Genomic DNA, 23,194 nt, shown 5'->3' with positions numbered 1-23,194 from the left:
CTGACGCCATGAGCGACGATGCCCGACGCGAACTCGCGGAGTTCCTGCGCACCCGCCGAACTCGGCTCCGACCAGAGGACGTCGGTCTGGAACCCGGCCCGCGGCGGCGCGTCGCGGGACTGCGGCGCGAGGAGCTGGCCCTGCTGGCGGGGGTGAGTTCGGACTACTACCAGCGCATGGAGCAGGGCCGCGACGTACGCCCCTCCGAACAGGTCCTGGACGCCCTCGCGCGCGCCCTCGACTTCTCCGCCGAGGAGACCCGCCACCTGCACAGCCTCGCCGCCGCCGCACGCAACCCGGTCCAGCCGCCGCGTTCGTACGAGCCGGAGGAGGTTCCGGACACCACGCTACGACTGCTGAACGGCATGACCGCGCCCGCGCTAGTCGTCGGCCGTTTCCTGGACGTGCTGGCCTGGAACCCGCTCGGCGGCGCCCTGCTGGGCGACTTCACCCGCCAGCCCCAGAAGGAACGGAACCTGCTGGCACTGTTCCTGCACCCCCAGGCCGACCGGACCTGCCCGAACCGGGCGGCCACCGTCGCGGAGCTGATCGGGATGCTGCGGACCCAGGTCGCCGCCGACCCGGGGAACCCGCGCGCCGTCGAGCTGGTCGGTGAACTCGCCGTCCGCAGCGACGAGTTCGCGGCCCTGTGGGCCCTCCACGACGTGGAGGAACCGACCCGCGGGCAGATGCGCCTCGACCACCCCCGGGTCGGCGAACTGAACCTGGACTGGGACGCCTACCCGATACCGGGCAACCCCGGCCCCGCGCTCATGGTCTGCACCGCGGCCGAGGGCAGCCTCGACGCCGAGCGACTCCAACTCCTCGCGGGTCTGCTCGACGTCCGCTGAGGCCGGCCTCCCTCAACCACGAACCCGGAGCGCCGCGAGCCAGGGCTCAGGCGTCCCGGGTTCCGGTTCCTCGGCCGCGAGCCGGGCCAGGAACTGCCGTACGCGGCGCAGGAGTACAAGGACGGTCATCGGAACCTCCGGTGCGGTGGGCTGTGTTCACCCCACCGACGAACGGCCCCTACACGGATCGACACTCCGCGAGCCGCCGCTCCAGAAATCTGCGCTCGGCCGCGTTCTCCACCCATTCCAGGGCCAGTTCGTACGCGGCGGCCGCCTCCGCCGTACGTCCGCTGCGGCGCAGCAGATCGGCTCGGGTCGCGGGCAGCAGGTGGTAGTCGGCGAGTTCACCCGACCGCTCCAACTCGGCCACCAACTCCAGCCCCGCGTCGGGGTGTTGGGCCATACCCACGGCCACCGCCCGGTTCAGGCGCACCACCGCCGACGGCACCAGGCGCTCCAACTCGCCGTACAGGCCCGCGATATCGGCCCAGTCGGTGTCCTCGGCGGTAGGCGCGGTGGTGTGGCAGGCGGCGATGGCGGCCTGGATCTGGTACGGCCCGGGGCGGCCCCGGCGCAGCGCGGTCTCCAACAAGGCGGCGCCCTCGTCGACTTCGGCCCGGTCCCACGCCGTACGGTCCTGGTCCTCCAGGGTCACCAACTCCCCCGCCGCGTCCACGCGCGTGCCGCGGCGGGCGTCGTGCAGCAGCAACAGGGCCAGCAGGCCGAGGACTTCGGGCTCGTCCGGCATCAGGCGGGCCAGCACCCGGGCCAGGCGGATCGCCTCGGCGCACAGGTTCGTCCGCACCAACTCGGCGCCGGACGTGGCCGCGTAGCCCTCGTTGAAGAGGAGATAGACGACCCCCAGGACGCCCGTCGTCCGCTCGGGCAGCAGATGCGCGGGCGGCACCCGGTACGGGATACCGGCGTTGCGGATCTTCTTCTTGGCGCGCACGAGCCGTTGCGCCATGGTCGCCTCGGGGACGAGGAAGGCACGGGCGATCTCGGCTGTGGTCAGGCCCGCGAGGGTACGCAGGGTCAGGGCGACCCGGGCCTCGATCGGCAGCGCCGGGTGGCAGCAGGTGAAGACCAGCCGCAGCCGGTCGTCCTCGACGCCGCTGTCGTCACCGTCGTACTCCGGGTCGTACGGTCCCTCGTCCCGCCCCAGCACCGCGACCTCCCGCAGTTTCGCCGCCCCGACCGCCTCCCGGCGCAGGACGTCGAGGGCGCGGTTGCGGGCGGTGGTGGTCAGCCAGGCTCCGGGGCGGCGCGGGATGCCGTCGCGCCGCCACCGGTCGAGCGCCTGGGCGAAGGCGTCCTGCGCGCACTCCTCCGCGAGGTCCCAGTCGCCGGTCACCCGGATCAGGGTGGCGACGACCTGGCCCCACTCCTCGCGGAAGGCGGCGGCGACCGCGCCCTCGACGTCCGGCACGTTCACTCCCAGACCGGCCGCACCTCGACCGAGCCGCCGCCGAGCGCGGCGGGATGCCGGGAGGCCAGCGAGATCGCCTCGTCGAGGTCGGCGACCTCGATGATGTCGATACCGGCGACGTACTCCTTGGACTCGACGAACGGCCCGTCGCTGAGCAGGACTTCATCGCCCTGGACACGCACGGTGGTGGCGTCCGTGGGCGGCCGCAGCCTCGCCCCGCCGCGCATGAGGCCACGGCCGCGGACCTCCTCGATGTACGAGGTGAAGCGGGGATCGTCGGCGATCTCCTCGGGGCTGAGTTCCTCGCCGCCGACGGGGGTGCAGATGAGCAGGGCGTACTTCATGACCCCTCCTCGTTCTTCACGGCCGCGACCGAGACGTGTTCGTGGACGATCTGCCAGCGCAGGCCGGCGTTGCGGTAGCCGGTGGTCACGCGCAGGGCGTCGTCCAGCGGCTCGCCGCCGGCAAGGGTGCCGCGCAGCCGGACGAGGGCGTTACCGAAGGCGATGGACTCGTCGACGCGGACGCGGAACTCCAGGACCTCGCGGATCACCGGTCCGGTGACGCTGGCGAACACGCCGTCCATGGCCTTGCGGAAGGCGTCGATGCCGTGCGCTTCCAGGCCGGTGGTGAAGTGGAAGGCCTCCACGTCCGGGGCGTAGCAGGCGACGACGCGGTCGACGTCCCGTGCGCGGGCGGCGTCGGTCAGTTCGGCGTCGAGCGCGCGGATCTCGGGCTCGCCCTCCTCCTCGCCGTCCATCGGCCAGAAGGGGCGGACTTCCATCGCGCCGATGGTGGCCACGGGGTGTTTGGCGGCGGCCTCGACGGCCTCCTCCAGGGTGTCGCACTCCAGGATGTCGAACCCGGCGACGTACTCCTTGGTCTCCGCGAACGGCCCGTCGGTACGCAGCACCTCGCCGCCGCGCACCCGCACGGTGACGGCGTCGGCGGGCTTCGCGAGCCGGTGCCCGTGCAGCCGTACGTTCCGGTCGCCGAGCTCCTCCACCCAGGGTTCCACGGGTGCCATCCCCGAGCCGTCGGCAGTGTCGTCGCCGCACACGAGCAGCATGTATTTCATGGGTCCTCCCGGTCCTCGATGAGCTTCCTACACCCCACCGACGAACGCGACCGAACCGGATCGACACCCCGCGAAGAAAAAACACGCATCCAAAAAACACGGAGAGGCCGGGGCGTCGGCCCCAACCTCTCCGTCCCTAACTCGCCTGTCATGCGGTGGCAGCCTGCACCGACGGCTCCCCCGCCCCCACCACCGCGCGCTCGGTGTTCTTGCGCACCAGCAGCAGGGTGACCACCGCGCCCAGCAGCGAGGCGCAGCCGCAGATCACCACGCCAATGGCCATGCCGTGGCCGAGCGCGGTCTGCGCGGCGGCCTTGGCCTGGGCGCTGCCCGCGTTCACGACGGCGAGCGGACCGGCCGCCTTCTCCATGCCCGCGTCGGCCCCGCTGAGCTTGCCGACGAGGGCGGAGGACGCGAGGCTCATCGCGATCGTGGAGATCACGGCCGGGCCGAGCCCCTGCCCGAACTCGCGGACCAGGCTGGTCGCGCCGCTGGCCATGCCGGTCATGTTGATCGGTACGGCGTTCACGGCGGCGGAGGTCAGCGAGGACACCACACAGATGAAGCCGATGCCGAGCAGCAGCACCGGGCCGATGAAGGCCGCGAGGGAGGTGGTGGTGATGGGCAGTGCGGCGATCCAGAACTGTCCGGCGGCCATGGGCAGCAACCCGCCCATCAGCAGCCAGCGGGCGTCGATCTTCGTCAGCATCCGGCTGAGCACCGGCGCGAGCAGCAGCGGGATCAACTGCAGGATCACGAACGGCATTCCGGCCCGCAGCGCGCTCAGGTGCATGACCGCGCCGAGGCGGATCGAGACGCAGTAGGCGGTGCCGATGAAGCCGAACATGCCGGCCAGGGCGACGACTGCCGCCGCCGCGAAGGACGGGATCTTCAGCAGGTCGAGGTTGAACATCGGCGAGGCCGCGCGGGTCTCCGCGACGACGAACCCGGCGAGCGCGACGGCCGCCAGGGCCAGCGAGCCGACGATCGCCGCGCTGCCCCAGCCGCGGTCGCCGCCCTCGATGATGCCCCAGAGCAGGGCGGTCAGGCCGACGGCGATGGTGATCTGCCCCGGCCAGTCGAGTGCACGTCCCTCGGGCGCCTTCGAGTCGGTGACGAGCTTCCACGAGGTGACCGCGACAACGAGACCCAGGACGACCGGCGGTACGAACGCCCAGCGGAAGTCGGCGACCGTGGCGAGGATCCCGGAGGACAGCGGGCCGAGCGCGGAGGCGAGCGAGATCGACAGGGCCCAGGTGGAGACGGCTTTCGCCCGGTCCTTGCCGTCGGGTGTGGCCGCCGCGATGACCGCGAGGGAGCTGGGGAACAGGGCGGCGGCGCCGATGCCGGCCAGGGCCTGCCCGGTCCACATCATGGTGATGTTCTGCGAGGTGGAGTTGAGGAGTTCACCGAGCGCCAGGACGAGCCCGCCGAGCACCAACAACCGCTTGCGCCCGAAGAGATCGCCGACCACACCGAAATTCAGTTCCAGAATGGCGGTGGGGAGAATGAACGCGGAGGTGACCCAGGCGACCTGGGAACCCGACGCACCGAATGCGGCCTGAATTTCTCCGTTGATGGGCGAGGGAACCGTAATGCACAACTGTGCCGCCGCGACCGCGAGACAGCACGCTATGAGCGTTCCGGGGTCCAGTCTTTTCAAGGAGGTCGAATCCGTCATCGTGCGTGCCCTCACTCTGCGTTTTTCTCTATGAGTTCGATGAGATTTCCCTCGGGGTCACTGACCCAGGCCATCCGCACTCCGGGCTCGGGGGACGGCCCGGGTGCCATGACCTCGCCCGCTCCATGGGCCACCAACGCGCCGTGGACGGGGTCGAGTTCGGGGGTGGTGACCGCGAAGTGCCCGTATCCCTCGGTGAGGGCGGCGGTCAGCGGGTCCGGCGCGCGCAGGCCGGGGGCGGAACCGGGTCTGGCGAGCAACTCGATCCGCCAGCCCCGCGGATGCTCCAGGACGACACCGCGCAGACCGGGGCCTTCGAGGCGGAACTCGAAGACGGTCTTGAGCCCGAACGCGCCCTGGTACCAGGCGACTTGGGCCGCGAGATCCCGTACGTTGACGCCCACGTGGTCGAGTCGGGTGGTCACGGCGGCTCAGCCCGCCATCGCGCTGTCGCCGCCGTCGACCATGAGGTTGGCGCCGTTGACGAAGGCCGCCTCGTCGGAACAGAGGAACGCGGCGGCCCGCGCGATGTCCTCGGGCTGCCCCACCCGCCCGACCGGGATGCGCGCCTCCAACTGCGCCTTGGGACCGGCCGGATCGTCGAGGAAGGGCGCGGTGGCGGAGGTGCGGGTCATGCCGGGCGCGATGGTGTTGACCCGGATGCGATGCGGAGCGCCGGCCGCGCACAGGTGCAGGCTCATCGCCAACACCCCTCCTTTGGCGGCCCCGTGGGGCACCATCGGCATGAACGGCGCCCCGCGTACGGCGGCCACGGACGCCACGTTGAGCACGGCCCCGCCACCCCGCGCGATCAGGTGCGGCCAGGCCGCCTGCGTGCAGAAGTAGGGGATGTCCAGCTCGTTCTTGATGGTGAAGTACCAGTCCTCGGCAGGCATCGTCCCGAACGGCCCGTTCCGCAGCGCCGAGGCGTTGTTGTAGAGGACGTCGATCCCGCCGAAGGCCGCGATCCCGGCCTCGATCCACTCTTGGGCACCGTCCTGGGTGGACAGGTCAACTGGAGCCAGGGACCGCATGGTTCCGCCGGCCTTTTCGACGAGTTCCACGGTCTCGGCCGCACCGTCCTCGTCAATGTCACAACCGAAGACTTCAGCGCCCTCCGCCGCGAATACCAGCGCCGCGGCCCGCCCAATTCCCGCCCCCGTTCCACTGATGAAAGCGATTTTCCCGGCCAGTCGACCCATGATTGCCAAGTCCCTTGTCCCGTGCCGCCGTGGTGCGGTGGTGGCAGCGTAGGTACGGCCATTGGCGAGAACAAGAAATGGGTCGATGAAGGGCCATCGGGGGTTCGTATGGCTGGTATGAGGCGCGAAGCCCGGAACTCCTCACGGCCTCACGGCAGGATGTCCCCATGAGCACCGACGACCAGACCCGCCTGATGCGCGCCAACCAGGCGAACTGGGACGCCCGCACCCCCGTCCACCTCGCCAGCCGGTTCTACGGCCTCGACGGCGACCCGGACCCGGACCGCTGGTTCGCGTCCTTCGAGTGGGACGACCTCGGCGACCTGACGGACCGGGACGTCCTGCACCTCCAGTGCCACCTCGGCACCGAGACCCTCGCGTTCGCGCAGCGCGGGGCGCGGGCCACGGGCCTCGACTTCTCCGAGGCATCGGTGACGGCAGCGAACGCCATCGCGGCGAAGGCGGGCCTCGACGTCGACTACGTACAGGCGAACGTGTACGACGCCGTGGAGGCCCTGGGGCAACGGCAGTTCGACGTCGTTTACACCGGCAAGGGCGCCCTGTGCTACCTGCCCGACCTCCCGCGCTGGGCGGACACGGTCGCCCAACTCCTGCGCCCCGGCGGCCTGTTGTACATCGTCGAGTTCCATCCCCTGCTCAACTCACTCGGCCCGAAACCGGCTCAGGGCGAGGGACCGGAACTGCTCCTGCGCCACGACTACCTGGGCGGCGGGGGCCCGGTGCACCGGGACGCGACGTTCACGTACACCGACGGACCGGCCGTGGCCGGGGCGACCGACAGCTACGAGTGGATGCACGGAATAGACGAGGCAATCAACGCGTTAACGACAGCGGGACTGAACATCCGGCGCCTTCGCGAGAGCGACGAACTGCCGTGGCCTCGCTGGCCGCAGATGGTCCGGACCGAGACCGGCTGGTGGCGCCTGCCCGAGCCCCGGATCCCCCTCCTGTACGGCCTCCTGGCGAGTCGCTGAGCCCTACGTCACACCCAGAACCGCACCGGGTGTGCTACGGTGCGGTCAGCACTTGTGCACGCCCCGTCTTGGGCGCCGGTGCCAGAAACACTTCTCTCCCGCCGAACAGCCCGTCGATTCCGACCGGCACACCGGCTTCTCCACACCACTTCGTGATCGGCGTTTTTCCGCCGCACCCGAGGTGATGTTCCCCGCCGCCCCGAGGAGCGCTTGTCCGCCCTCCACCTGCGGCTTCTCCCCCCTTCCTTCCGCATGACCCATGCATCCCGTCCTTGAAAGGACCACCCATCATGACCACCACACTCGAACCCCCAGTACAGGAACAGCCCCGCGTCCAGACCGCCACCGGTGTCCTCGACATCGACGGCAACGGGAAGGGGCACCTGCGGGCGCTGAACTGCCAGCCCACGCCCACCGACCTCCAGGTCTCCCCCGCGCTGATCCGCCGACACGGCCTGCGCAAGGGCGACCTAGTGGAAGGCGTCCGCGGCGGCCAACGCGCCCTGACCGAGGTCGCGTTCGTCAACGGGCGCACGCCCGCCGAACTGCGCGGCCGACGCCACTTCCGTGACCTCACCCCGCTGCACCCGCGTGAGCGGCTGCACCTCGAACACCCGGCGGCCGGCCTGACCGGACGCATCGCCGACCTGATCGCCCCCGTCGGCAAGGGCCAGCGCGGCCTGATCGTGGCCCCGCCGAAGACCGGCAAAACCGTACTGCTCCAGCAGATCGCGGCAGCCGTCGCCGGAAACCACCCCGAGGCCCGCCTCATGGTTGTCCTGCTCGACGAGCGGCCCGAGGAGGTCACCGACATGCGGCGCTCCGTGCGCGGCGAGGTGTACGCCTCCACCTTCGACAAGGCCCCCAAGCAGCACATCGCGCTGGCCGAGCTCGTGATCGAGCGGGCGAAGCGGCTCGTCGAGGCGGGCGAGGACGTAGTGATCCTCCTCGACTCCCTGACCCGCCTCTGCCGGGCGCACAACAACGCGGCCGCGTCCGGTGGCCGTACCCTCAGCGGCGGTGTCGACACGACCGCGCTGATCGGCCCGAAGAAGTTCTTCGGCGCCGCCCGCCTGGCCGAGGAAGGCGGCTCCCTCACCATCCTCGCCACCGCACTGGTGGAGACCGGCTCCCTCGCCGACAACGTCTACTTCGAGGAACTCAAGAGCACCGGCAACATGGAACTCCGCCTCAGCCGCGACCTGGCCTCCCGCCGCATCTTCCCGGCCATCGAGATCACCCCGTCCGGCACCCGCCGAGAGGAACTCCTCCTCACTCCGGCCGAGTTGACAGCGGTACGAGGCCTCCGCCGAGTCCTCCAGAACAGGGACGCCCAGGCCGGCCTGGAAACCCTGCTGGAGCGCATGCGAGAAACCCCGGACAACGCAACGTTCCTACGCCAGATCCAACCCACGCTGCCTTCCAACTGACCCGAGCCGCATCCCCTAGGGGCGCGGGGAACTGCGCGACCAGCCCCCACCGGCCCGCAGACGAATCACTAGCGCATCCGGGTGCTGACGAACCCCGCACGGCCCCGCCAGCACCCCCGACGACATCTCCGTTCCTACGTTTGCGGTATGACAATCGGATTCCCACCCCGGATCACCGTGTCGGCCTGCACCCTCTGCCTCGCGGGCGTCCTCGCGTTCACCCCCATCGCGGCGACCGCCAACACCGGGACGGATCCCGGCACAGCAACACCCCCACCCGCACTCCTGAACCACCCCGAAACCCAGGTCAGACCACACCCTGGCGCCCCCACCGTCCCGGACATCTCCGCCCTGTCATGGCTCGTGGCCGACGCCCACACCGGCGAAGTCCTCGCCGCCCACGACTCACACCGCAAACTCCCACCCGCCAGCACCCTGAAGACCCTGTTCGCCCTGACCGTCCTCCCCGCACTCCCCGGAGGAATCCAACACCGAGTCAGCGAACAAGACCTGGCAGGCATCGGCGAAGGCAGCAGCCTCGTCGGCGTAGAGGAGGGCCACACCTACCGCGTCGCAGACCTGTGGCGCGGAGTCTTCCTCAACTCCGGCAACGACGCCGTACACGTCCTCGCCTCCCTCAACGGCGGCTGGGAAACCACGGCCACCCGCATGCAGGCCAAGGCCCGCACCCTCGGCGCCCTCGACACCCACGTCATCTCACCGGACGGCTACGACACCGACGGCCAGGTGTCCTCCGCCTACGACCTCGCGGTGTTCGGCCGAGCCGGACTGCGCAACGCGGACTTCGCCCGCTACTGCTCCACCGCCGAGGCCCAGTTCCCGGGCGAGGGATCGTCGTACGGCATCCAGAACACCAACCGGCTACTGACCGGCAACGACGGCGTCGAGCGGTATCCGGGGATCATCGGGGTGAAGAACGGCTACACCACGCACGCCGGCAACACCCTTGTCGCCGCGGCGCGTCGGGGCGGCCGGTCGCTCGTCGTCACGGTGATGAACCCTCAGGCGGGCGGCGGTTTCACCGTGTACGAGGAGGCACGCGAGCTGCTCGACTGGGGCTTCGCGGCGGCCGGGCGGGTCGATCCGGTGGGCTCGCTGGACGCCTTGCGGGCCAGGCCGAGGCCGGGTCCCTCGGCGGTGCCGGTGGCCGCAGCGGTCGTACCCGACGAAGGACCCGGCTGGGCGGAGACCGCGACGATCGTGGCCGCGGCCCTGCTCGGCGCGGGCGCGGTGGTGGCCGCGATCCGGCTCAGGATCAGGCGGCTCCCGCCGGTCTGACCCGTCGGCAGCCACAGCAGCAGGCCGAGCGTGATCCAGGTGTACGTGTTGCTGCCGAGGAAGCCGTCGATGCCCGAGGAGTCGTCGAACCACAGCCACACGACGCTCGTGCACATCAGCGCGTAGAGGGCGCCCGCGATCCGTGGGTGCCCGGCGCGGACCAGCACGGCGAAGGCCGGCAGCAGCCACACCAGGTGGTGCACCCAGGTGATCGGGCTGATCAGACACGCGGTCAGCCCGGTCAGGGCGAACGCGGCCGTCCAGTCCCCCACGACGATCGCATGGCGCGCCCGCACCGCCCACACGGCCAGTACGAGGACGACAGCCGCCGCCCACAACGGTCGGCCCGTCTCGCCGAGCCGGGCCAGGACGCCTTGCAGGGACTGGTTGGAGACGTAGTCGAGGCGGCCCACCCTCGTCGTGTCCCACAACGCGTCGGTCCAGTAGAACTTCGACGCGCCCGGGACCACGAGGAACGCGAGCCCCGTCGCCGCGAGCGCCACCGCCGTCGCCACCGCGGCGGCTTTCCAGCGTCTGGCCAGCAGCAACAGGGCGATGAACAGCGCCGGCGTGAGCTTGATCGCCGCCGCGAGGCCGATGCCGACGCCCGCCCAGCGGCCCCGGCCGGTGGAGAGCAGCCAGCCGTCGCCGAGGACGAGGGCCAGCAGCAGGAGGTTCACCTGCCCGAAGCTGAAGGTGTCGCGCAAGGGCTCGAACAGCGCCAGCCCGCAGGCCGCCAGCGCCCACCCGAACCAGCCGTAGCGCCGCCACCCGGGCCCGGCCAGGATGCGCAGCACGACGCCGAGAGCCGTGAGGTTGAGGACGAGTGCGGCGATGATCGCGGTGCCGAGGCCGAGGTAGCCCATCGGGGCCATGCTGACGGCGGCGAACGGGGGGTAGGTGAAGCCGTAGGTCGTGCCGGGCACCTGGTAGTCGTAGATCCGGCCGCCGTGGTGGAGCCAGGTGTGGACGGTGCCGTAGTAGACGCGCAGGTCGAACCAGTCGCGGAGCAGCGGGACGGTCGCGGTGAAGACGCTGACGACGGCGGCGAGGGCCAGCACCAGGAGGACGCGGCCGCGGTCGGTGGTGGGTGTTCTCATGCCGTACGTCCCAGGGCCGGGGCCTCCGCCGCCTGGCGGGCCTGCCAGAGGACGACGATCGCGAGGACGCCGCCGGAGACGGCCAGCACGAGTTGTCCGATGTCGGCGGGGCCGCCGCTGGGCAGGACGGCGAGGGCGAGGACGCCGGTCACGGCGGCCACCCGGTGGCGTACGGACGTGCTGGGCGCGGCGGCGGCGATGAGGAACAGGCCCCACAGGGCGTACCAGGGGCGGATCGCCGGACCGAAGGCGGCGACGACCGCGAGGCTCAGGCCGAGCGCGTAGACCGGGCTGGGGCGCAGCCGGAACCATATGGCGAGGATGGCCGCGCCGGTGACCGCGAGTCCGAGGGCGTGCCAGGCCGGGACCGCGAGGGGCGCGAGGTCGCTGCCGAGGTGTTTCAGCAGGGCGCCGGTGGCGCGGCCGAGGAGGCTGGTGAGGGCCCAGTTGTGCGCCGAGACGGGGGTGTCGAGGGCGCCGATCCAGCCGTAGCCCGTGCCCGCGAAGGCCGTGGCCGCGACCGTGGTGGCCGCGGACGCGACGACGGTCGTCGTGACGGCCTTGGCCGGCCGGTGGCCCGCGCGGATCTGGAGGAGCACGACCGCGGCGAGCCCGAGCGCGGCCGGTGCCTTGACCAGGGCGGCGAGCGTGACGAGTACGGCGCCCAGGACCGGCCAGCGGCCCAGGGCGGCGACCAGGCCGACGCCGAGCAGCCCGAGCATGATCGCGTCGTTGTGGGCGCCCGCGACGAGGTGGAGCAGGACGAGCGGGTTGAGGGCGCCGAGCCAGAGCGCGGCGGCCGGGTCGGCGCCGCTGTGCCGGGCGAGCCGGGGCAGCGCGGCGGCCATCAGGCCCACCCCGAGGAGCGCGACGAGCCGCATCCCGAAGAGTCCGGCGGGCAGCTCGCCGCGGGTCAGTCCGGACAGCCACGACGCCACGGCGAGGAACACCGGGCCGTACGGCGCGCCCGTGTGCTGCCACAGCGGGGCGACCTCGTCGGCGAGGGGCCCGCCGAGCGTGGCCGGGCCGTGCGCGTAGACGTCCATGTGGGCGTCGACCATGGCGCCCTGCGCGAGATAGCTGTAGACGTCCCGGCTGAACAGCGGCGGCGCGAGCAGCAGCGGGGACGCCCACACGGCGAGGACCAGGAACAGGGAACGCGGGGTCGGCGGTTCCGCGCTGCGGATCAGCTTCCCGAGCAGCAGCCAGGCCGCTATCAGCAGCACGACACCGAAGTAGACCCCGACCAGCCCGAGCGCGGCCTGCGCGGAGGCCGGGGAGAAGAGGTCCGCGGCCGGCAGCGCCCCGGCCGTCTCGCCGCCCAGGGCGAGGACGGCGGTACCGGCCAGACCGAGTACCTGGCAGCGGCGGAGATCGACGGGAAAAGCCATGGCCAACACTCGCCAAGCGTGTCAACGCCGGATGGCGGGAAAGCGACCTGCCGCTCTCCGTGCGGCGGACTGCGCGTGACCTCCGTGTGATCCGCCCTCGGCACCGATGATTTCTCTGTCCGCGACCGGTCTCCCCTCATGACCGACTTCCGCAGAACGGACGTGACGTGATGACCGTGCCGACCAGCTCCGCCCGCACCAAGGTGAACGGCCAGGAGATGTACTACGAGATCCATGGCACCGAACGCGAGGACCGGCGCCCGTTGGTGCTGCTGCACGGCGGTGTCCAGACCGTCGGGCTGGCCTTCGGGACGCTGCTGCCCGCGCTGTCGGCCGAGCGGTACGTGATCGCCCCCGAACTCCAGGGCCACGGCCACACCCCCGACACCGACCGGCCACTGACCATCCCGGACCTGGCCTCCGACGTGGTGGCGCTGCTCGACGAACTCGGCGTCCGCCAGGCCGACTTCATCGGGTTCAGCCTCGGCGGACTGGTCGCGCTGGAGATCGCGGTCCGGCACCCGGAGCGGGTCGGACGGCTCGTGCCGGCCGCCGTCGCGTACTCCCAGGACGGCTTCCACGACGAGGTCCGCGCCCCCGACTTCAACTCGCCCCGGCTGCCCAGCCAGGCCGACTTCCAGGAGATGGCCGACGCCTACGCGGCCGTCGCACCGCACCCCGAGCACTTCCAGGACTTCTTCGCCAAGTGCTCGGCGGCGGCGAACGCCCCGCTGCACTGGACCGCCGACGACCTGCGCACGCTCAGCGCGCCCACACTCCTTGTCATCGGCGACACGGACTTCTTCCACATCGAGCACCTAGCCGAGATGCACCGGCTGATCCCCGACGCACAGCTCGCCGTACTGCCCGGCACCACGCACATGGAACTCATGCGCCGGAAGGTGCTGCTGCCCCTGCTCACCGAGTTCCTGGGCTGACGACGCTCAGAACACGGACACACCCGTCAGAGTCGTGAAGCGGTCGAGGGCGGCGACCCCGGCCACGGAGTTCCCGCGTTCGTCAAGTCCCGGGCTCCACACGGCGAGGGTGCACCGCCCCGGGACGATCGCGATGATCCCGCCGCCCACCCCGCTCTTGCCGGGCAGCCCCACCCGGTAGGCGAACTCGCCCGCCGCGTCGTACGTCCCGCACGTCAGCATCACCGCGTTGACCTGCTTGGCCTGGGTGAGGGTCAGCAGCCGGGAGCCGTCGGCGCGGCTGCCGTGCCGGGCCAGGAACCCGGCGGCAAGCGCGAGATCGGCGCAGGACGCCTCGATCGAGCACTGCCGGAAGTACTGGTCCAGGAGGACGGGCACCTCGTTGTCGATGTTGCCGTAGGACTTCATGAAGTGGGCGAGGGCCGCGTTGCGGTCGCCGTTCGCGGACTCGGAGGCGGCGACCTCCTTGTCGAAACCGAGCGAGGGGTTCCCGCTCTCCGCGCGCAGGAAGGCGAGCAGCTCCCCGGCCGCGTCTCCGGTACGGGTCTGGAGCCGGTCGGTGACGACGAGCGCGCCCGCGTTGATGAACGGGTTGCGCGGGATGCCGCTCTCGTACTCCAGCTGGACAAGGGAGTTGAAGGGGTTGCCGGAGGGCTCGCGGCCCACGTGCTCCCAGAGTTCGTCGCCCTCGCGGGCCAGGTCGAGGGCGAGGGTGAAGACCTTGGTGATGGACTGCGTGGAGAACGGCTGCCGCCAGTCCCCCACGCCGTACACCGTGCCGTCCAGCTCCGCGACGGCCATGCCGAAGCGGCGCGGGTCGCAGGCCGCGAGCGCCGGGATGTAGTCGGCGGGCCGGCCGCGGCCGGGGGTCCGCTCGATCTCACTGGCGATGCGCTCCAGGACCGGCTGGAAGGCCATCGATGGGGACATGATCACCATTGTGCCTCCGGGCGGGTCCTGGTGCGCGTGGGCATATCGGACGGCGGGGATCAGACGGCTACGGGCCCGCTGCCGGCCAGGACCTCGGGCCGCAGCAGTGCGGCGAGCGTCTCGGCGGGCAACAGCCCCTTCTCCAGGACGAGTTCGGCCACGCCCCGGCCGGTGGCGAGGGCCTCCTTGGCGATATCGGTGGCGGCCGTGTACCCGATGTGCGGGTTCAGAGCGGTGACCAGCCCGATGGAGTTCTCCACGCTCGCGCGCAGCGCCTCGGTGTTGGCGGTGATGCCGTCCACGCACCGCTCGGCGAGCGTGACGCAGGCGGCACTCAGATGCGTGATGGACTCCGACAGCGAGTGCAGGATGATCGGCTCGAACGCGTTGAGCTGAAGCTGTCCGGCCTCGGCGGCCATCGTGATGGTGACGTCGTTGCCGATCACCTCGAAGGCGACCTGGTTGACGACCTCGGGGATCACCGGGTTGACCTTGCCCGGCATGATGCTCGAACCGGCCTGCACCGGCGGCAGGTTGATCTCCCCCAGCCCCGCACGCGGCCCCGACGACAACAGCCGCAGATCGTTGCAGCTCTTGGAGAGCTTGACCGCGACGCGCTTCAGCACCCCCGACATCTGCACGAACGCCCCGCAGTCCTGCGTGGCTTCGACCAGGTTGGCCGCCGTCACCAGCGGCAGCCCGGTGATCTCCGAAAGATGCCGCCGAGCCGACTCCGCATAGCCGGCAGGCGCATTGAGCCCGGTCCCAATAGCCGTAGCGCCCAGGTTGATCTCATGGATCAACTGCACAGCCTCGTCAAGACGTTGACGGTCCTCGTCAATCATGACCGCATACGCGGAGAACTCTTGACCGAGCGTCATCGGCACAGCGTCCTGCAACTGTGTACGGCCCATCTTGAGCACATCACGGAACTCAACAGCCTTACGGGCAAAGGCGTCCTGCAGTACAGCCATCGACGTGAGCAGTCCATGCACGGCAAAGACGGTCGCTACCTTGACCGCGGTCGGATACACGTCATTGGTGGACTGCCCAAGGTTGACATCCTCGTTCGGGTGCAGGAACTGATACTCACCCTTGCCGTGTCCCAGCAACTCCAACGCCCGGTTAGCGACAACCTCGTTGGCGTTCATGTTGGTCGAGGTACCGGCCCCACCCTGCACCACGTCCACCACGAACTGGTCATGCAGCTTCCCGCCCCGGATCTCCCGACAGGCGCCGACAATGGCCCCCGTCTTCTCCGGCGAGAGCAGCCCCAACTCCTCATTGGCCAGAGCAGCGGCCTCCTTGACGGCAGCGAGCGCATTGATCAAGTGCGGATAGACGGAGATCGGCGTCCCGGTGATAGGGAAGTTCTCCGTGGCCCGCAGAGTGTGAACACCCCAATAGGCATCACCGGGTACATCCCGATCCCCGAGCAGATCATGTTCGCGACGAACAGCAACGGTCATGAGGGTCACCTTCCAAAGAGGTCAAGGGCCAACGCCCTGCTTTTCAGGGGCGCGGGGAACTGCGCGACCAGCCCCCACCGGGCCCGCAGATCCCCACAACCGATCTAGGCACACGCAGACAATGGCGGCACAGGGTCCAAGGCACGCACAGGCCGAACACAACCAACCGGCTCCCCACCACCAAGCAACGGCTCCCCCGCAAACTCGGCAAGCAGCCCCTCCTCAACCCCGGCCCGCACAAGCGCAGCCGCAGCAACAGGAACCCGCGCCCGATTAGCCCCGTCCGAGACCTTCACGGCAACAGCCCGCCCATCAGGCAACGCGGCGACCTGAACTCCCTCGAACCCGTCCTTGGCCAGAAGCCCCGGCACGGCCCGCATCAACGCAGCCACATCCCGCCCCGCCCCGGACGCCATCTCCGCAAACTCCCGCATCGCATCAGCAACCCGAGCCTCAGGCGTCCCCGGCGCAGCAGTAGTAATCCGAGCAACAGCACGGGCAAGCCCATGCAGGGAGATGGAGAACAAAGGAGCCCCACACCCGTCAACGGTCACCCGAGCGATCCGCTGCCCGGTGAGATCCTCGACGATCTCGGCGATCGCCTGCTGCAACGGATGCGCGGGATCGAGATAGTCATCGAGCGACCACCCATTGAGCTTCGACACGTACAACATCGCCGCATGCTTCCCGGAACAGTTCTGGGCAAGCCGCGACGGCGCCCGCCCCTCCCGCACCCAGACATCCCGCACAGCCGGATCGAACGGGAGATCAGGAACGTTGCGCAGATCGGACTCCGTGAGCCCGGCAAGCTCAAGGATCCGCCGCGCCCCGGCGAGGTGACGTTCCTCGCCGGAGTGACTCGCCGCGGCGAGCGAGAGCAGCTCACCGTCGAGCGGCAACCCCGCCCGCACCATGGCCACGGCCTGCACGGGTTTGATCGCCGAGCGCGGATAGAACGCCGCCTCGATGTCACCGATCTGAAGCTGGACCTGGCCATCCGCATCGAGGACGACGACGGAGCCGTAGTGGATGCCCTCGATCAGTCCGCCGCGGATCAGGTGGGCGACGGGTGCGTGGAGGGGTTCACGGATGAGGGGTGGGTCCGCGAGGGAACTGCTGAACATCACTGCCTGTCAGGGTCAGGACGACGTGGGTCTCACGCGTCGGGTGCGGTGGAGGACGTGCTGGCCACGCGGCGGCGGACGGCGAACCATCCGGCGACGAGCGCGGCGGCGATCAGCGGCAGGCACAGCACGGTGGTGCGTCCGGCGCCGCCGTCGGCGTACATGAGGACCAGGACGGAGGCGAGGAAGGCCAGCGTCACGAGTTCGGTCCAGGGGGAACCCGGCAACCGGTAGCCGGGGCGGGTCAGTTCGCCCTTCTCGGTCTTCCGCCAGAAGAGGAAGTGACAGAGCATGATCATGCCCCAGGTGGAGAGGATGCCGATCGCCGCGAAGTTGAGGACGATCTCGAACGCGTCCGCCGGGACCACGAAGTTGAGGCCGACACCGAGGACGCAGATGCCGCTGGTGAGCAGGATGCCGCCGTAGGGGACCTGGCTGCGGCTCATCACCGAGGTGAACTTGGGGGCCGAGCCGGACATCGCCATGGAGCGGAGGATGCGGCCGGTGGAGTACAGGCCGGAGTTGAGCGAGGACATGGCCGCCGTGAGGACGACGAGGTTCATGACGCCGCCCGCCGCCGGGATGCCGATGTTCGACAGCACGGTCACGAACGGGCTCTGGCCCGCGCTGTACTTGTTCCACGGCAGCAGCATCGAGAGCAGGACGACCGAGCCGACGTAGAAGAGGCCGACGCGCCACATGATCGAGTTGATCGCCTTCGGCATGATCTTCTCGGGGTTCTCGGTCTCACCGGCGGCCACGCCGACCAGTTCGACCGAGGCGTAGGCGAAGACGACGCCCTGGATGATCAGGAGCATGGGCAGCAGGCCGTTGGGGAAGACGCCGCCGTTGTCGGTGATCAGGGACGGGCCGGGGGTCGTGCCGTCGACCTGGTGCTGGGTGACCAGCAGGAAGATGCCGATCAGCATGAAGACGACGAGCGCGCTGACCTTGATGATCGCGAACCAGAACTCCAGCTCGCCGAACATCTTCACCGAGATCAGGTTCACGGTGAGGACCACGGCGAGCGCGATCAGGGCGATCACCCACTGGGGGATGTCGGAGAACATGCTCCAGTAGTGGGTGTAGACGGCCACGGCGGTGATGTCGGCGATGCCGGTGGTGGCCCAGTTCAGGAAGTACATCCAGCCCGCTACGTACGCGCCCTTCTCGCCGAGGAACTCCCGGGCGTACGACACGAAGGCGCCGGACGAGGGCCGGTACAGGACGAGTTCGCCGAGCGCGCGGACGACCAGGAAGGCGAAGAGTCCGCAGACCGCGTACGCGATGAAGAGCGAGGGGCCGGCGTCGGCGAGGCGTCCGCCGGCGCCGAGGAAGAGGCCGGTGCCGATCGCGCCGCCGATGGCGATCATGTTGACGTGCCGGGACTTCAGGGACTTGCTGTAACCGGCGTCTCCGGCGTCGACATGGCCGGATCGTTTCTGCACGCCGTCGCGCTGGGACTGTACGCCGTCGCGCCGGGACTGCTCGCTGCCGTGCAGGGACTGCTCGCTCACGCCTCGGGTCCGCCTTCCGTGGGGGTGTTCGTGCGCGCGGGGCGCACGATGTCGGTGAGGGTCGTCTCGACCCGGTCGAGGTGGTGGGACATGGCCTCGACGGCGTCCGGCTCGCTGCCGTCGATCAGCGCCTCGACGATCGCCCGGTGCTCGCGGTTGGACTGCTCGCGCCGGCCGCCGAGTTCGTTGAGGAACGCGGACTGGCGGGCCAGCGCGTCGCGGATCTCCTCGATGACCCGGCGGAACACCGGGTTCTGGGCGGCCTCCGCCACGGCGAGGTGGAAGAGCGTGTCCATCGCGACCCACGCGGTGGTGTCGGTCTCCTGTTCCATGCGGTCCAGGAGGTGGGCCAGGTGGTCCAGGTTCTCCGGGGTGCGGCGCAGCGCCGCGTACCCGGCGACCGGGATCTCGACGTGGCGGCGCACTTCCAGCAGGTCGCTGGCCGCGTAGTCGCCGAAGGTGGGGTCCTCCACGGCGTTGGCCACCACGAAGGTGCCCTTGCCGGTCTTGGAGACGGTCAGGCCCATGGTCTGCAGGGCCCGCAGGGCCTCGCGGAGCACGGGCCTGCTGATCTCCAGCGTGCGGCACAGCTCCGCCTCGGAGGGAAGCTTGTCGCCGATGGCGTAGTCGCCGCGCTCGATGGCGCCGCGGAGGTGGACAAGCACCGCTTCCATGGCGCTGACGCGCCGCGGCCCGACTCCACCTGTCTGGCTGTCTGACAGGTTCACGGACGTGATCCTGCGGGTGACGGGACAGTGCTGTCAAGCGATCGGAAAAGAAAAATTCAGCGGGCGTGAAGCCTGAAAATCCGGCTTCACGCCCGCTGTGATGATCGTCCGCCCGATGTCAGCGGCCGTCAGCTGTTGAGCACACCCGTGCCGAGCAGCCCGAACAGCAGCAGACCGATGATGATCCGGTAGATCACGAACGCGTTGAAGGAGTGCTTCGCGACGAACTTCAGCAGCCAGGCGATGGAGGCGTAGGCCACCACGAAGGACACGATCGTGCCGACGGCCAGCGGGGCGGCGCCCACGCCCGCACCGAGGGCGTCCTTCAGCTCGTAAATGCCGGCGCCGGTGAGGGCCGGGATGCCGAGGAAGAAGGAGAGCCGGGTCGCGGCGACGCGGTCCAGGTCGAGGATGAGACCGGTGGACATGGTGGCGCCGGAGCGCGAGAAGCCGGGGAAGAGCAGCGCCAGGATCTGTGAACTGCCCACCAGCATCGCGTCCTTGAAGGTGGTGTCGTCCTCACCGCGCTTGTGCCGGCCCATCTGGTCGGCGCACCACATGACACCACTGCCGACGATCAGCGAGGCGGCGACCACCCACAGCGAGCCGAGCGGCCCGTCGATGAGCGGCTTGGCGGCGAGCCCCACGATCACGATCGGGATCGTCGCGTAGATCACCCACCAGGCGAACTTGTAGTCGTGGTGATAGCGCTCCTCGCGATTGCGCAGGCCACGGCCCCACGCGGTCACGATCCGCACGATGTCCTTGAAGAAGTACAGGAGCACGGCGGCGATGGCGCCGACCTGGATGACGGCCGAGAACGCGACGACGGAATCGTCGTCCACGGGGATCTTCATCAGCCCCTCGACGATCTTCAGATGGCCGGTCGAGGAGACCGGAAGGAACTCGGTCACCCCCTCGACGACTCCGAGGACGGCGGCCTGACCGACGCTGATGACGCTCATGAGATCCAGTTCTTGGGAGTTGGTCGACAGTGCTGTAGACAATAGCGCCGGGAACGGTCCTGCCCGGGCACGGAAAGCGCCCGAACCCTTACGTCCACAGGGCCTCCGCGATCGACACCCCGACAAATGCCGCACCGAGGCCCGCCGTCACGCCGCCGACGACGTTGGCGGCAGCGTAGAGCCCCGCCCCCGTCTCGGTCAGCCGCAGTGTCTCGTACGAGAAGGTCGAGTACGTCGTCAGGGCCCCGCACAGGCCTGTCCCGACGAGGAGTTGGAGATGCGGACCCGCGGCGCCTGCGGACACCGCACCGGTCAGCACACCGAGAATCAGACAGCCGGTGACGTTCACCGCGAAGGTGCCCCAGGGGAACACCGTGTCGTGCCGGGTCTGCACCGCGCGGTCGGTGAGGTACCGGAGCGGAGCACCGACCATGGCTCCCGCGACGACCAACACCCAGTTCACAACGACTTCTTACCCTTCCGCTCCGATTCGCCGGAGCCGTCCGCGCGGCCCACGTACCGGATGACCTCGCAGTCGTCGAGGATGACGAGCCCCTCGCCGACGAGTTCGTCCAGCTCAGGCAGGAAGGCGCGTACGCGCTCTTCGGTGTCCACGATCACGATCGCCACCGGCAGGTCCTCGCTCAGCGACAGCAGCCGTGAGGTGTGGATCAGGGAGGACGCGCCGAAGCCCTCGATACCCCGGAAGACGCTGGCACCGGCGAGACCGGCCGCGTGCGCGCGGTGGACGACCTCCGAGTAGAGGGGCTTGTGGTGCCAGGTGTCGTTCTCGCCGATGAAGACGGTCACGCGCAGGGCGCTGCCGGTCAGCCTGGTCATCGCTGCCTCCACTTCAGGACGCGCCGGGCGGCCGTCACCCCGAGCCACACCGCCGCGAGGGCCGCGAGCAGGGTCGCGGCGAGATAGGCCAGCGCGGTGCGGGGATGGCCCCCGTCGACCAGTTTCTGGATGTCGACGGCGTACGTCGAGAAGGTCGTGAACCCGCCGAGCACCCCGGTGCCGAAGAACGGCCGTACCAGCCGGTGCGCGGCCCACACATCGGTGATGACCACCATGAACACGCCTATCACGGCACACCCGACGACATTGATCCCGAACGTCGTCCAGGGAAAGCCACCGCTCTCCGCAGGCCACCAGAGCGAAGCCGCGTACCGCGCCACGGCCCCGATCGCGCCGCCGAGCGCGACCACCGCGACGACGAGTCCCTGACCGCGCCAGACGGACGGTCGCGGGGCCACGGTCCGGGCACGCAGGCTCTCGGCTTCGGGAGCTGTCATGGCCGTACGTCTCCTACTCGTCGGGGGCTCCGGGCGCCTTCGCCCGAAAGCCGGAGGTTGCCCACTTCAGGCCGACGAGGAATCCGGTTTCCTGCGGAACGGTGCAGCGTCAGCCGGATCACCGCCGGGCGATCCGGCTTTTGCCGAGACGCCTGCGAGGCCGACCTCGATCAGATACAGGATCTCAGAGTTGATGGACCGCCGGTCCGCAGCCGCCTGAGCACGCACCCGGGCGTGGAGGTCGTCGGGGAACCGGACGTTGAAGTTGACCATGTAGCCACGATATAGCCATTATGTAGCCATGACGACATCACAGACAACTGGAGACGCCTGGCATGCCCGGTGGACCTTCCGGCTGCGCGTGTCGTCCACCGCCCGCACCGCACTTGAGTCCGAGTGGGCGCGATGCCGGTGGATCTGGAACGAGTGTGTGGCCAAGTCCAAGGCCGTATATGCACGCAACAAAGCGACTGGTGAAGAGGCAACCTGCGGTCCGGCCCAGCTCGACAAACTGCTGACCGCAGCCCGGAAGGCAACATCATGGCTTCGTGAAGGCAGCTCGGTGCCGCAGCAGCAAACCATCCGGGACTTCGGCAAATCCCGCGCGAAGGCGCAGAAAGACGTCAAGGACCGTGTGCCGCAGAGACGGCGGGCCGGGATGCCGAAGTACAAGAAGAAGCGAGAGTGCCTCCCGAGCCTGAATTACACCCGCCGCAGCTTTCGGTTGAAGGACGGGCGCCTGCACCTGGCGGGCGGGATCGTGCTGAGCGTGGTGTGGTCGCGGAAGCTTCCCGCTGCCCCGTCCTCGGTACGGATCTACCAGGACAGCCTCGGCCACTGGTATGCCTCCTTCGTCGTCGCTGCCCAAGCCGAACCGCTGCCCACCACTGGCGCGGTGATCGGCATCGACTGGGGCGTGAAGGAGACCGCGACCACCACGAGCGACGCCCACGACCTGCCTCTTGTCGAACACGGTAAGAAGGCCAGGGCAAAGCTGACCCGCTACGACCGGATGATGGCCCGCCGTAAGTCCGCCAAGGGGCAAGCGGCTTCGAAGGGATACCGCGAAGCGAAGAAGCTGCGGGCGAAGACACACAAGAAGGTGGCCAGGCAGCGGCAGGACATGGGTCGCAAGTGGGCCAAGCACGTCGTGACCGACCATGACGCGATCGCCGTGGAAGACTTCCGTCCCAAGTTCCTAGCCAGGACCAGCATGGCCCGCAAAGCGGCTGACGCGGCGATCGGTGCCACCAAAAAGGCCTTGCTGGAAATGGGCCGCAAGCACGCGCGGGACGTCCGTCTCGTGCACCCCGCACACACCACCATGGACTGCGCGCAGTGCGGAGCGAGAGCCAAGCACGCACTACCGCTGTCGGAACGTACCTACACCTGCACCACGTGCGGAGCCGTGTCCCCGAGGGACAAGAACTCCGCCCGCGTGATGCTGATCCGGGCTGGTCTCAACCCGGCTGGTGCCGAAGGCGCAAGACCTCCCGGAGCGCCGCTCCAGAAGGCAGCCTGAGCCAGGAATCCTCCGCCCTCACCTTCAGGCGGGAGAGGTTTCAAAAGTAGGGACCGTTGGCCGCGACCGGGGCCTGGGGTCGGTCCACGAAAGCCTCCACGGTACGGACAGGCGCGCGTACGCTTGCTGTTCTTCCCGGTCGTCACGTCGCCCGGCCACGTTTGCCGAGCGTATTGCTGGTGACCCGGATCCCGCTGCCGGTCGGCGAGAAGGGGGCCCTCATGTCACGGTCGGCCACCCGGCGTGC

At 69.6% G+C, this 23,194-nt stretch carries 23 protein-coding genes and 1 pseudogene; 6 read left to right on the top strand and 18 right to left on the bottom strand.

Features of this window, described 5'->3' with window-relative positions; translation table 11 throughout:
- Positions 1 to 8: 8 nt before the first annotated feature.
- The gene (locus tag OO69_RS02470) at positions 9 to 851 is read left to right on the top strand and encodes a helix-turn-helix transcriptional regulator (RefSeq protein WP_033278626.1); all 843 of its coding nucleotides are present in this window, start codon (positions 9 to 11) and stop codon (positions 849 to 851) included.
- 178 nt (positions 852 to 1,029) lie between these two features.
- On the opposite strand, the gene OO69_RS02465 is transcribed toward OO69_RS02470, so the two are convergent.
- From OO69_RS02465 to OO69_RS02440, 6 genes are all read right to left on the bottom strand, one after another.
- Positions 1,030 to 2,286 (bottom strand): RNA polymerase sigma factor, encoded by a 1,257-nt coding sequence (locus OO69_RS02465; RefSeq protein WP_199810864.1) that lies wholly within the window; start codon positions 2,284 to 2,286, stop codon positions 1,030 to 1,032.
- Positions 2,283 to 2,624: a YciI family protein gene (locus tag OO69_RS02460; RefSeq protein ID WP_033278625.1), complete on the bottom strand. Its 342-nt coding sequence runs from the start codon at positions 2,622 to 2,624 to the stop codon at positions 2,283 to 2,285. Before OO69_RS02460 ends, OO69_RS02465 begins: the two co-directional genes overlap by 4 nt.
- Positions 2,621 to 3,358: a nuclear transport factor 2 family protein gene (locus OO69_RS02455; protein ID WP_033278624.1), complete on the bottom strand. Its 738-nt coding sequence runs from the start codon at positions 3,356 to 3,358 to the stop codon at positions 2,621 to 2,623. Before OO69_RS02455 ends, OO69_RS02460 begins: the two co-directional genes overlap by 4 nt.
- Before the next feature lie 148 nt (positions 3,359 to 3,506).
- Positions 3,507 to 5,039: an MFS transporter gene (locus OO69_RS02450; protein WP_033278623.1), complete on the bottom strand. Its 1,533-nt coding sequence runs from the start codon at positions 5,037 to 5,039 to the stop codon at positions 3,507 to 3,509.
- Between the two features lie 11 nt (positions 5,040 to 5,050).
- A complete protein-coding gene (locus OO69_RS02445) occupies positions 5,051 to 5,464 on the bottom strand; it encodes a VOC family protein (protein ID WP_033278622.1) in 414 nt (137 codons plus the stop codon).
- Between the two features lie 6 nt (positions 5,465 to 5,470).
- Entirely contained in the window at positions 5,471 to 6,241 is a 771-nt protein-coding gene (locus OO69_RS02440; protein ID WP_078652262.1) for an SDR family NAD(P)-dependent oxidoreductase, read from the bottom strand.
- Between the two features lie 167 nt (positions 6,242 to 6,408).
- Between OO69_RS02440 and OO69_RS02435 the strand changes: the two genes are divergently transcribed.
- From OO69_RS02435 to OO69_RS49890, 3 genes and pseudogenes are all read left to right on the top strand, one after another.
- Complete coding sequence (locus OO69_RS02435) at positions 6,409 to 7,236, top strand: class I SAM-dependent methyltransferase (RefSeq protein ID WP_033278621.1); 828 nt, start codon at positions 6,409 to 6,411, stop codon at positions 7,234 to 7,236.
- 290 nt (positions 7,237 to 7,526) lie between these two features.
- On the top strand, positions 7,527 to 8,666 hold the full coding sequence (gene rho, locus OO69_RS02430; RefSeq protein WP_033278620.1) for a transcription termination factor Rho: 1,140 nt from the start codon (positions 7,527 to 7,529) through the stop codon (positions 8,664 to 8,666).
- A 147-nt stretch (positions 8,667 to 8,813) separates the two neighbouring features.
- Positions 8,814 to 9,629 (top strand): annotated as a pseudogene (locus tag OO69_RS49890) (D-alanyl-D-alanine carboxypeptidase family protein); the annotation flags it as partial.
- A 59-nt stretch (positions 9,630 to 9,688) separates the two neighbouring features.
- On the opposite strand, the gene OO69_RS53685 reads toward OO69_RS49890, so the two are convergent.
- Complete coding sequence (locus OO69_RS53685) at positions 9,689 to 11,065, bottom strand: glycosyltransferase 87 family protein (RefSeq protein WP_033278618.1); 1,377 nt, start codon at positions 11,063 to 11,065, stop codon at positions 9,689 to 9,691.
- Positions 11,062 to 12,456: a polyprenol phosphomannose-dependent alpha 1,6 mannosyltransferase MptB gene (gene mptB, locus OO69_RS02415; protein WP_033278617.1), complete on the bottom strand. Its 1,395-nt coding sequence runs from the start codon at positions 12,454 to 12,456 to the stop codon at positions 11,062 to 11,064. The genes OO69_RS53685 and mptB overlap by 4 nt, the downstream gene beginning before the upstream one ends.
- Before the next feature lie 170 nt (positions 12,457 to 12,626).
- On the opposite strand from mptB, the gene OO69_RS02410 reads away from it, so the two are divergent.
- Complete coding sequence (locus OO69_RS02410; protein ID WP_033278616.1) at positions 12,627 to 13,394, top strand: alpha/beta fold hydrolase; 768 nt, start codon at positions 12,627 to 12,629, stop codon at positions 13,392 to 13,394.
- A 6-nt stretch (positions 13,395 to 13,400) separates the two neighbouring features.
- Here the strand turns inward: OO69_RS02410 and OO69_RS02405 are convergent, their stop codons facing one another.
- The 10 genes from OO69_RS02405 to OO69_RS53680 form a co-directional block, all read right to left on the bottom strand.
- Complete coding sequence (locus OO69_RS02405; protein WP_033278615.1) at positions 13,401 to 14,333, bottom strand: glutaminase; 933 nt, start codon at positions 14,331 to 14,333, stop codon at positions 13,401 to 13,403.
- A 50-nt stretch (positions 14,334 to 14,383) separates the two neighbouring features.
- A complete protein-coding gene (aspA, locus tag OO69_RS02400) occupies positions 14,384 to 15,793 on the bottom strand; it encodes an aspartate ammonia-lyase (RefSeq protein ID WP_033278614.1) in 1,410 nt (469 codons plus the stop codon).
- Between the two features lie 104 nt (positions 15,794 to 15,897).
- Positions 15,898 to 16,917 carry an asparaginase gene (locus tag OO69_RS02395; protein ID WP_033278613.1) on the bottom strand — a complete coding sequence of 340 codons (1,020 nt, stop codon included), beginning with the start codon at positions 16,915 to 16,917 and terminating at the stop codon, positions 15,898 to 15,900.
- Positions 16,918 to 16,949: 32 nt separating this feature from the next.
- On the bottom strand, positions 16,950 to 18,434 hold the full coding sequence (locus tag OO69_RS02390; RefSeq protein ID WP_420707844.1) for an amino acid permease: 1,485 nt from the start codon (positions 18,432 to 18,434) through the stop codon (positions 16,950 to 16,952).
- The gene (locus tag OO69_RS02385; protein WP_033278612.1) at positions 18,431 to 19,108 is read right to left on the bottom strand and encodes a FadR/GntR family transcriptional regulator; all 678 of its coding nucleotides are present in this window, start codon (positions 19,106 to 19,108) and stop codon (positions 18,431 to 18,433) included. Before OO69_RS02385 ends, OO69_RS02390 begins: the two co-directional genes overlap by 4 nt.
- 182 nt (positions 19,109 to 19,290) lie before the next feature.
- A complete protein-coding gene (locus tag OO69_RS02380; protein WP_033278611.1) occupies positions 19,291 to 20,127 on the bottom strand; it encodes an undecaprenyl-diphosphate phosphatase in 837 nt (278 codons plus the stop codon).
- 88 nt (positions 20,128 to 20,215) lie between these two features.
- Positions 20,216 to 20,590: a fluoride efflux transporter CrcB gene (gene crcB / locus OO69_RS02375; protein ID WP_033278610.1), complete on the bottom strand. Its 375-nt coding sequence runs from the start codon at positions 20,588 to 20,590 to the stop codon at positions 20,216 to 20,218.
- Positions 20,587 to 20,967 (bottom strand): DUF190 domain-containing protein, encoded by a 381-nt coding sequence (locus OO69_RS02370; protein ID WP_033278609.1) that lies wholly within the window; start codon positions 20,965 to 20,967, stop codon positions 20,587 to 20,589. Before OO69_RS02370 ends, crcB (OO69_RS02375) begins: the two co-directional genes overlap by 4 nt.
- Complete coding sequence (gene crcB / locus OO69_RS02365; RefSeq protein ID WP_033278608.1) at positions 20,964 to 21,425, bottom strand: fluoride efflux transporter CrcB; 462 nt, start codon at positions 21,423 to 21,425, stop codon at positions 20,964 to 20,966. The genes OO69_RS02370 and crcB (OO69_RS02365) overlap by 4 nt, the downstream gene beginning before the upstream one ends.
- A 66-nt stretch (positions 21,426 to 21,491) precedes the next feature.
- On the bottom strand, positions 21,492 to 21,698 hold the full coding sequence (locus OO69_RS53680; RefSeq protein WP_078652260.1) for a TA system antitoxin ParD family protein: 207 nt from the start codon (positions 21,696 to 21,698) through the stop codon (positions 21,492 to 21,494).
- Between the two features lie 28 nt (positions 21,699 to 21,726).
- Between OO69_RS53680 and OO69_RS02355 the strand changes: the two genes are divergently transcribed.
- Positions 21,727 to 22,947 carry an RNA-guided endonuclease InsQ/TnpB family protein gene (locus tag OO69_RS02355; RefSeq protein WP_033278607.1) on the top strand — a complete coding sequence of 407 codons (1,221 nt, stop codon included), beginning with the start codon at positions 21,727 to 21,729 and terminating at the stop codon, positions 22,945 to 22,947.
- Positions 22,948 to 23,194: the final 247 nt, after the last annotated feature.

Source organism: Streptomyces sp. NRRL F-525, from assembly GCF_000716605.1.
Classification (GTDB): domain Bacteria; phylum Actinomycetota; class Actinomycetes; order Streptomycetales; family Streptomycetaceae; genus Streptomyces.
The sequence above is the reverse complement of the archived record's forward strand: the minus strand, read 5'-3'. Positions and strand labels throughout refer to the sequence as shown.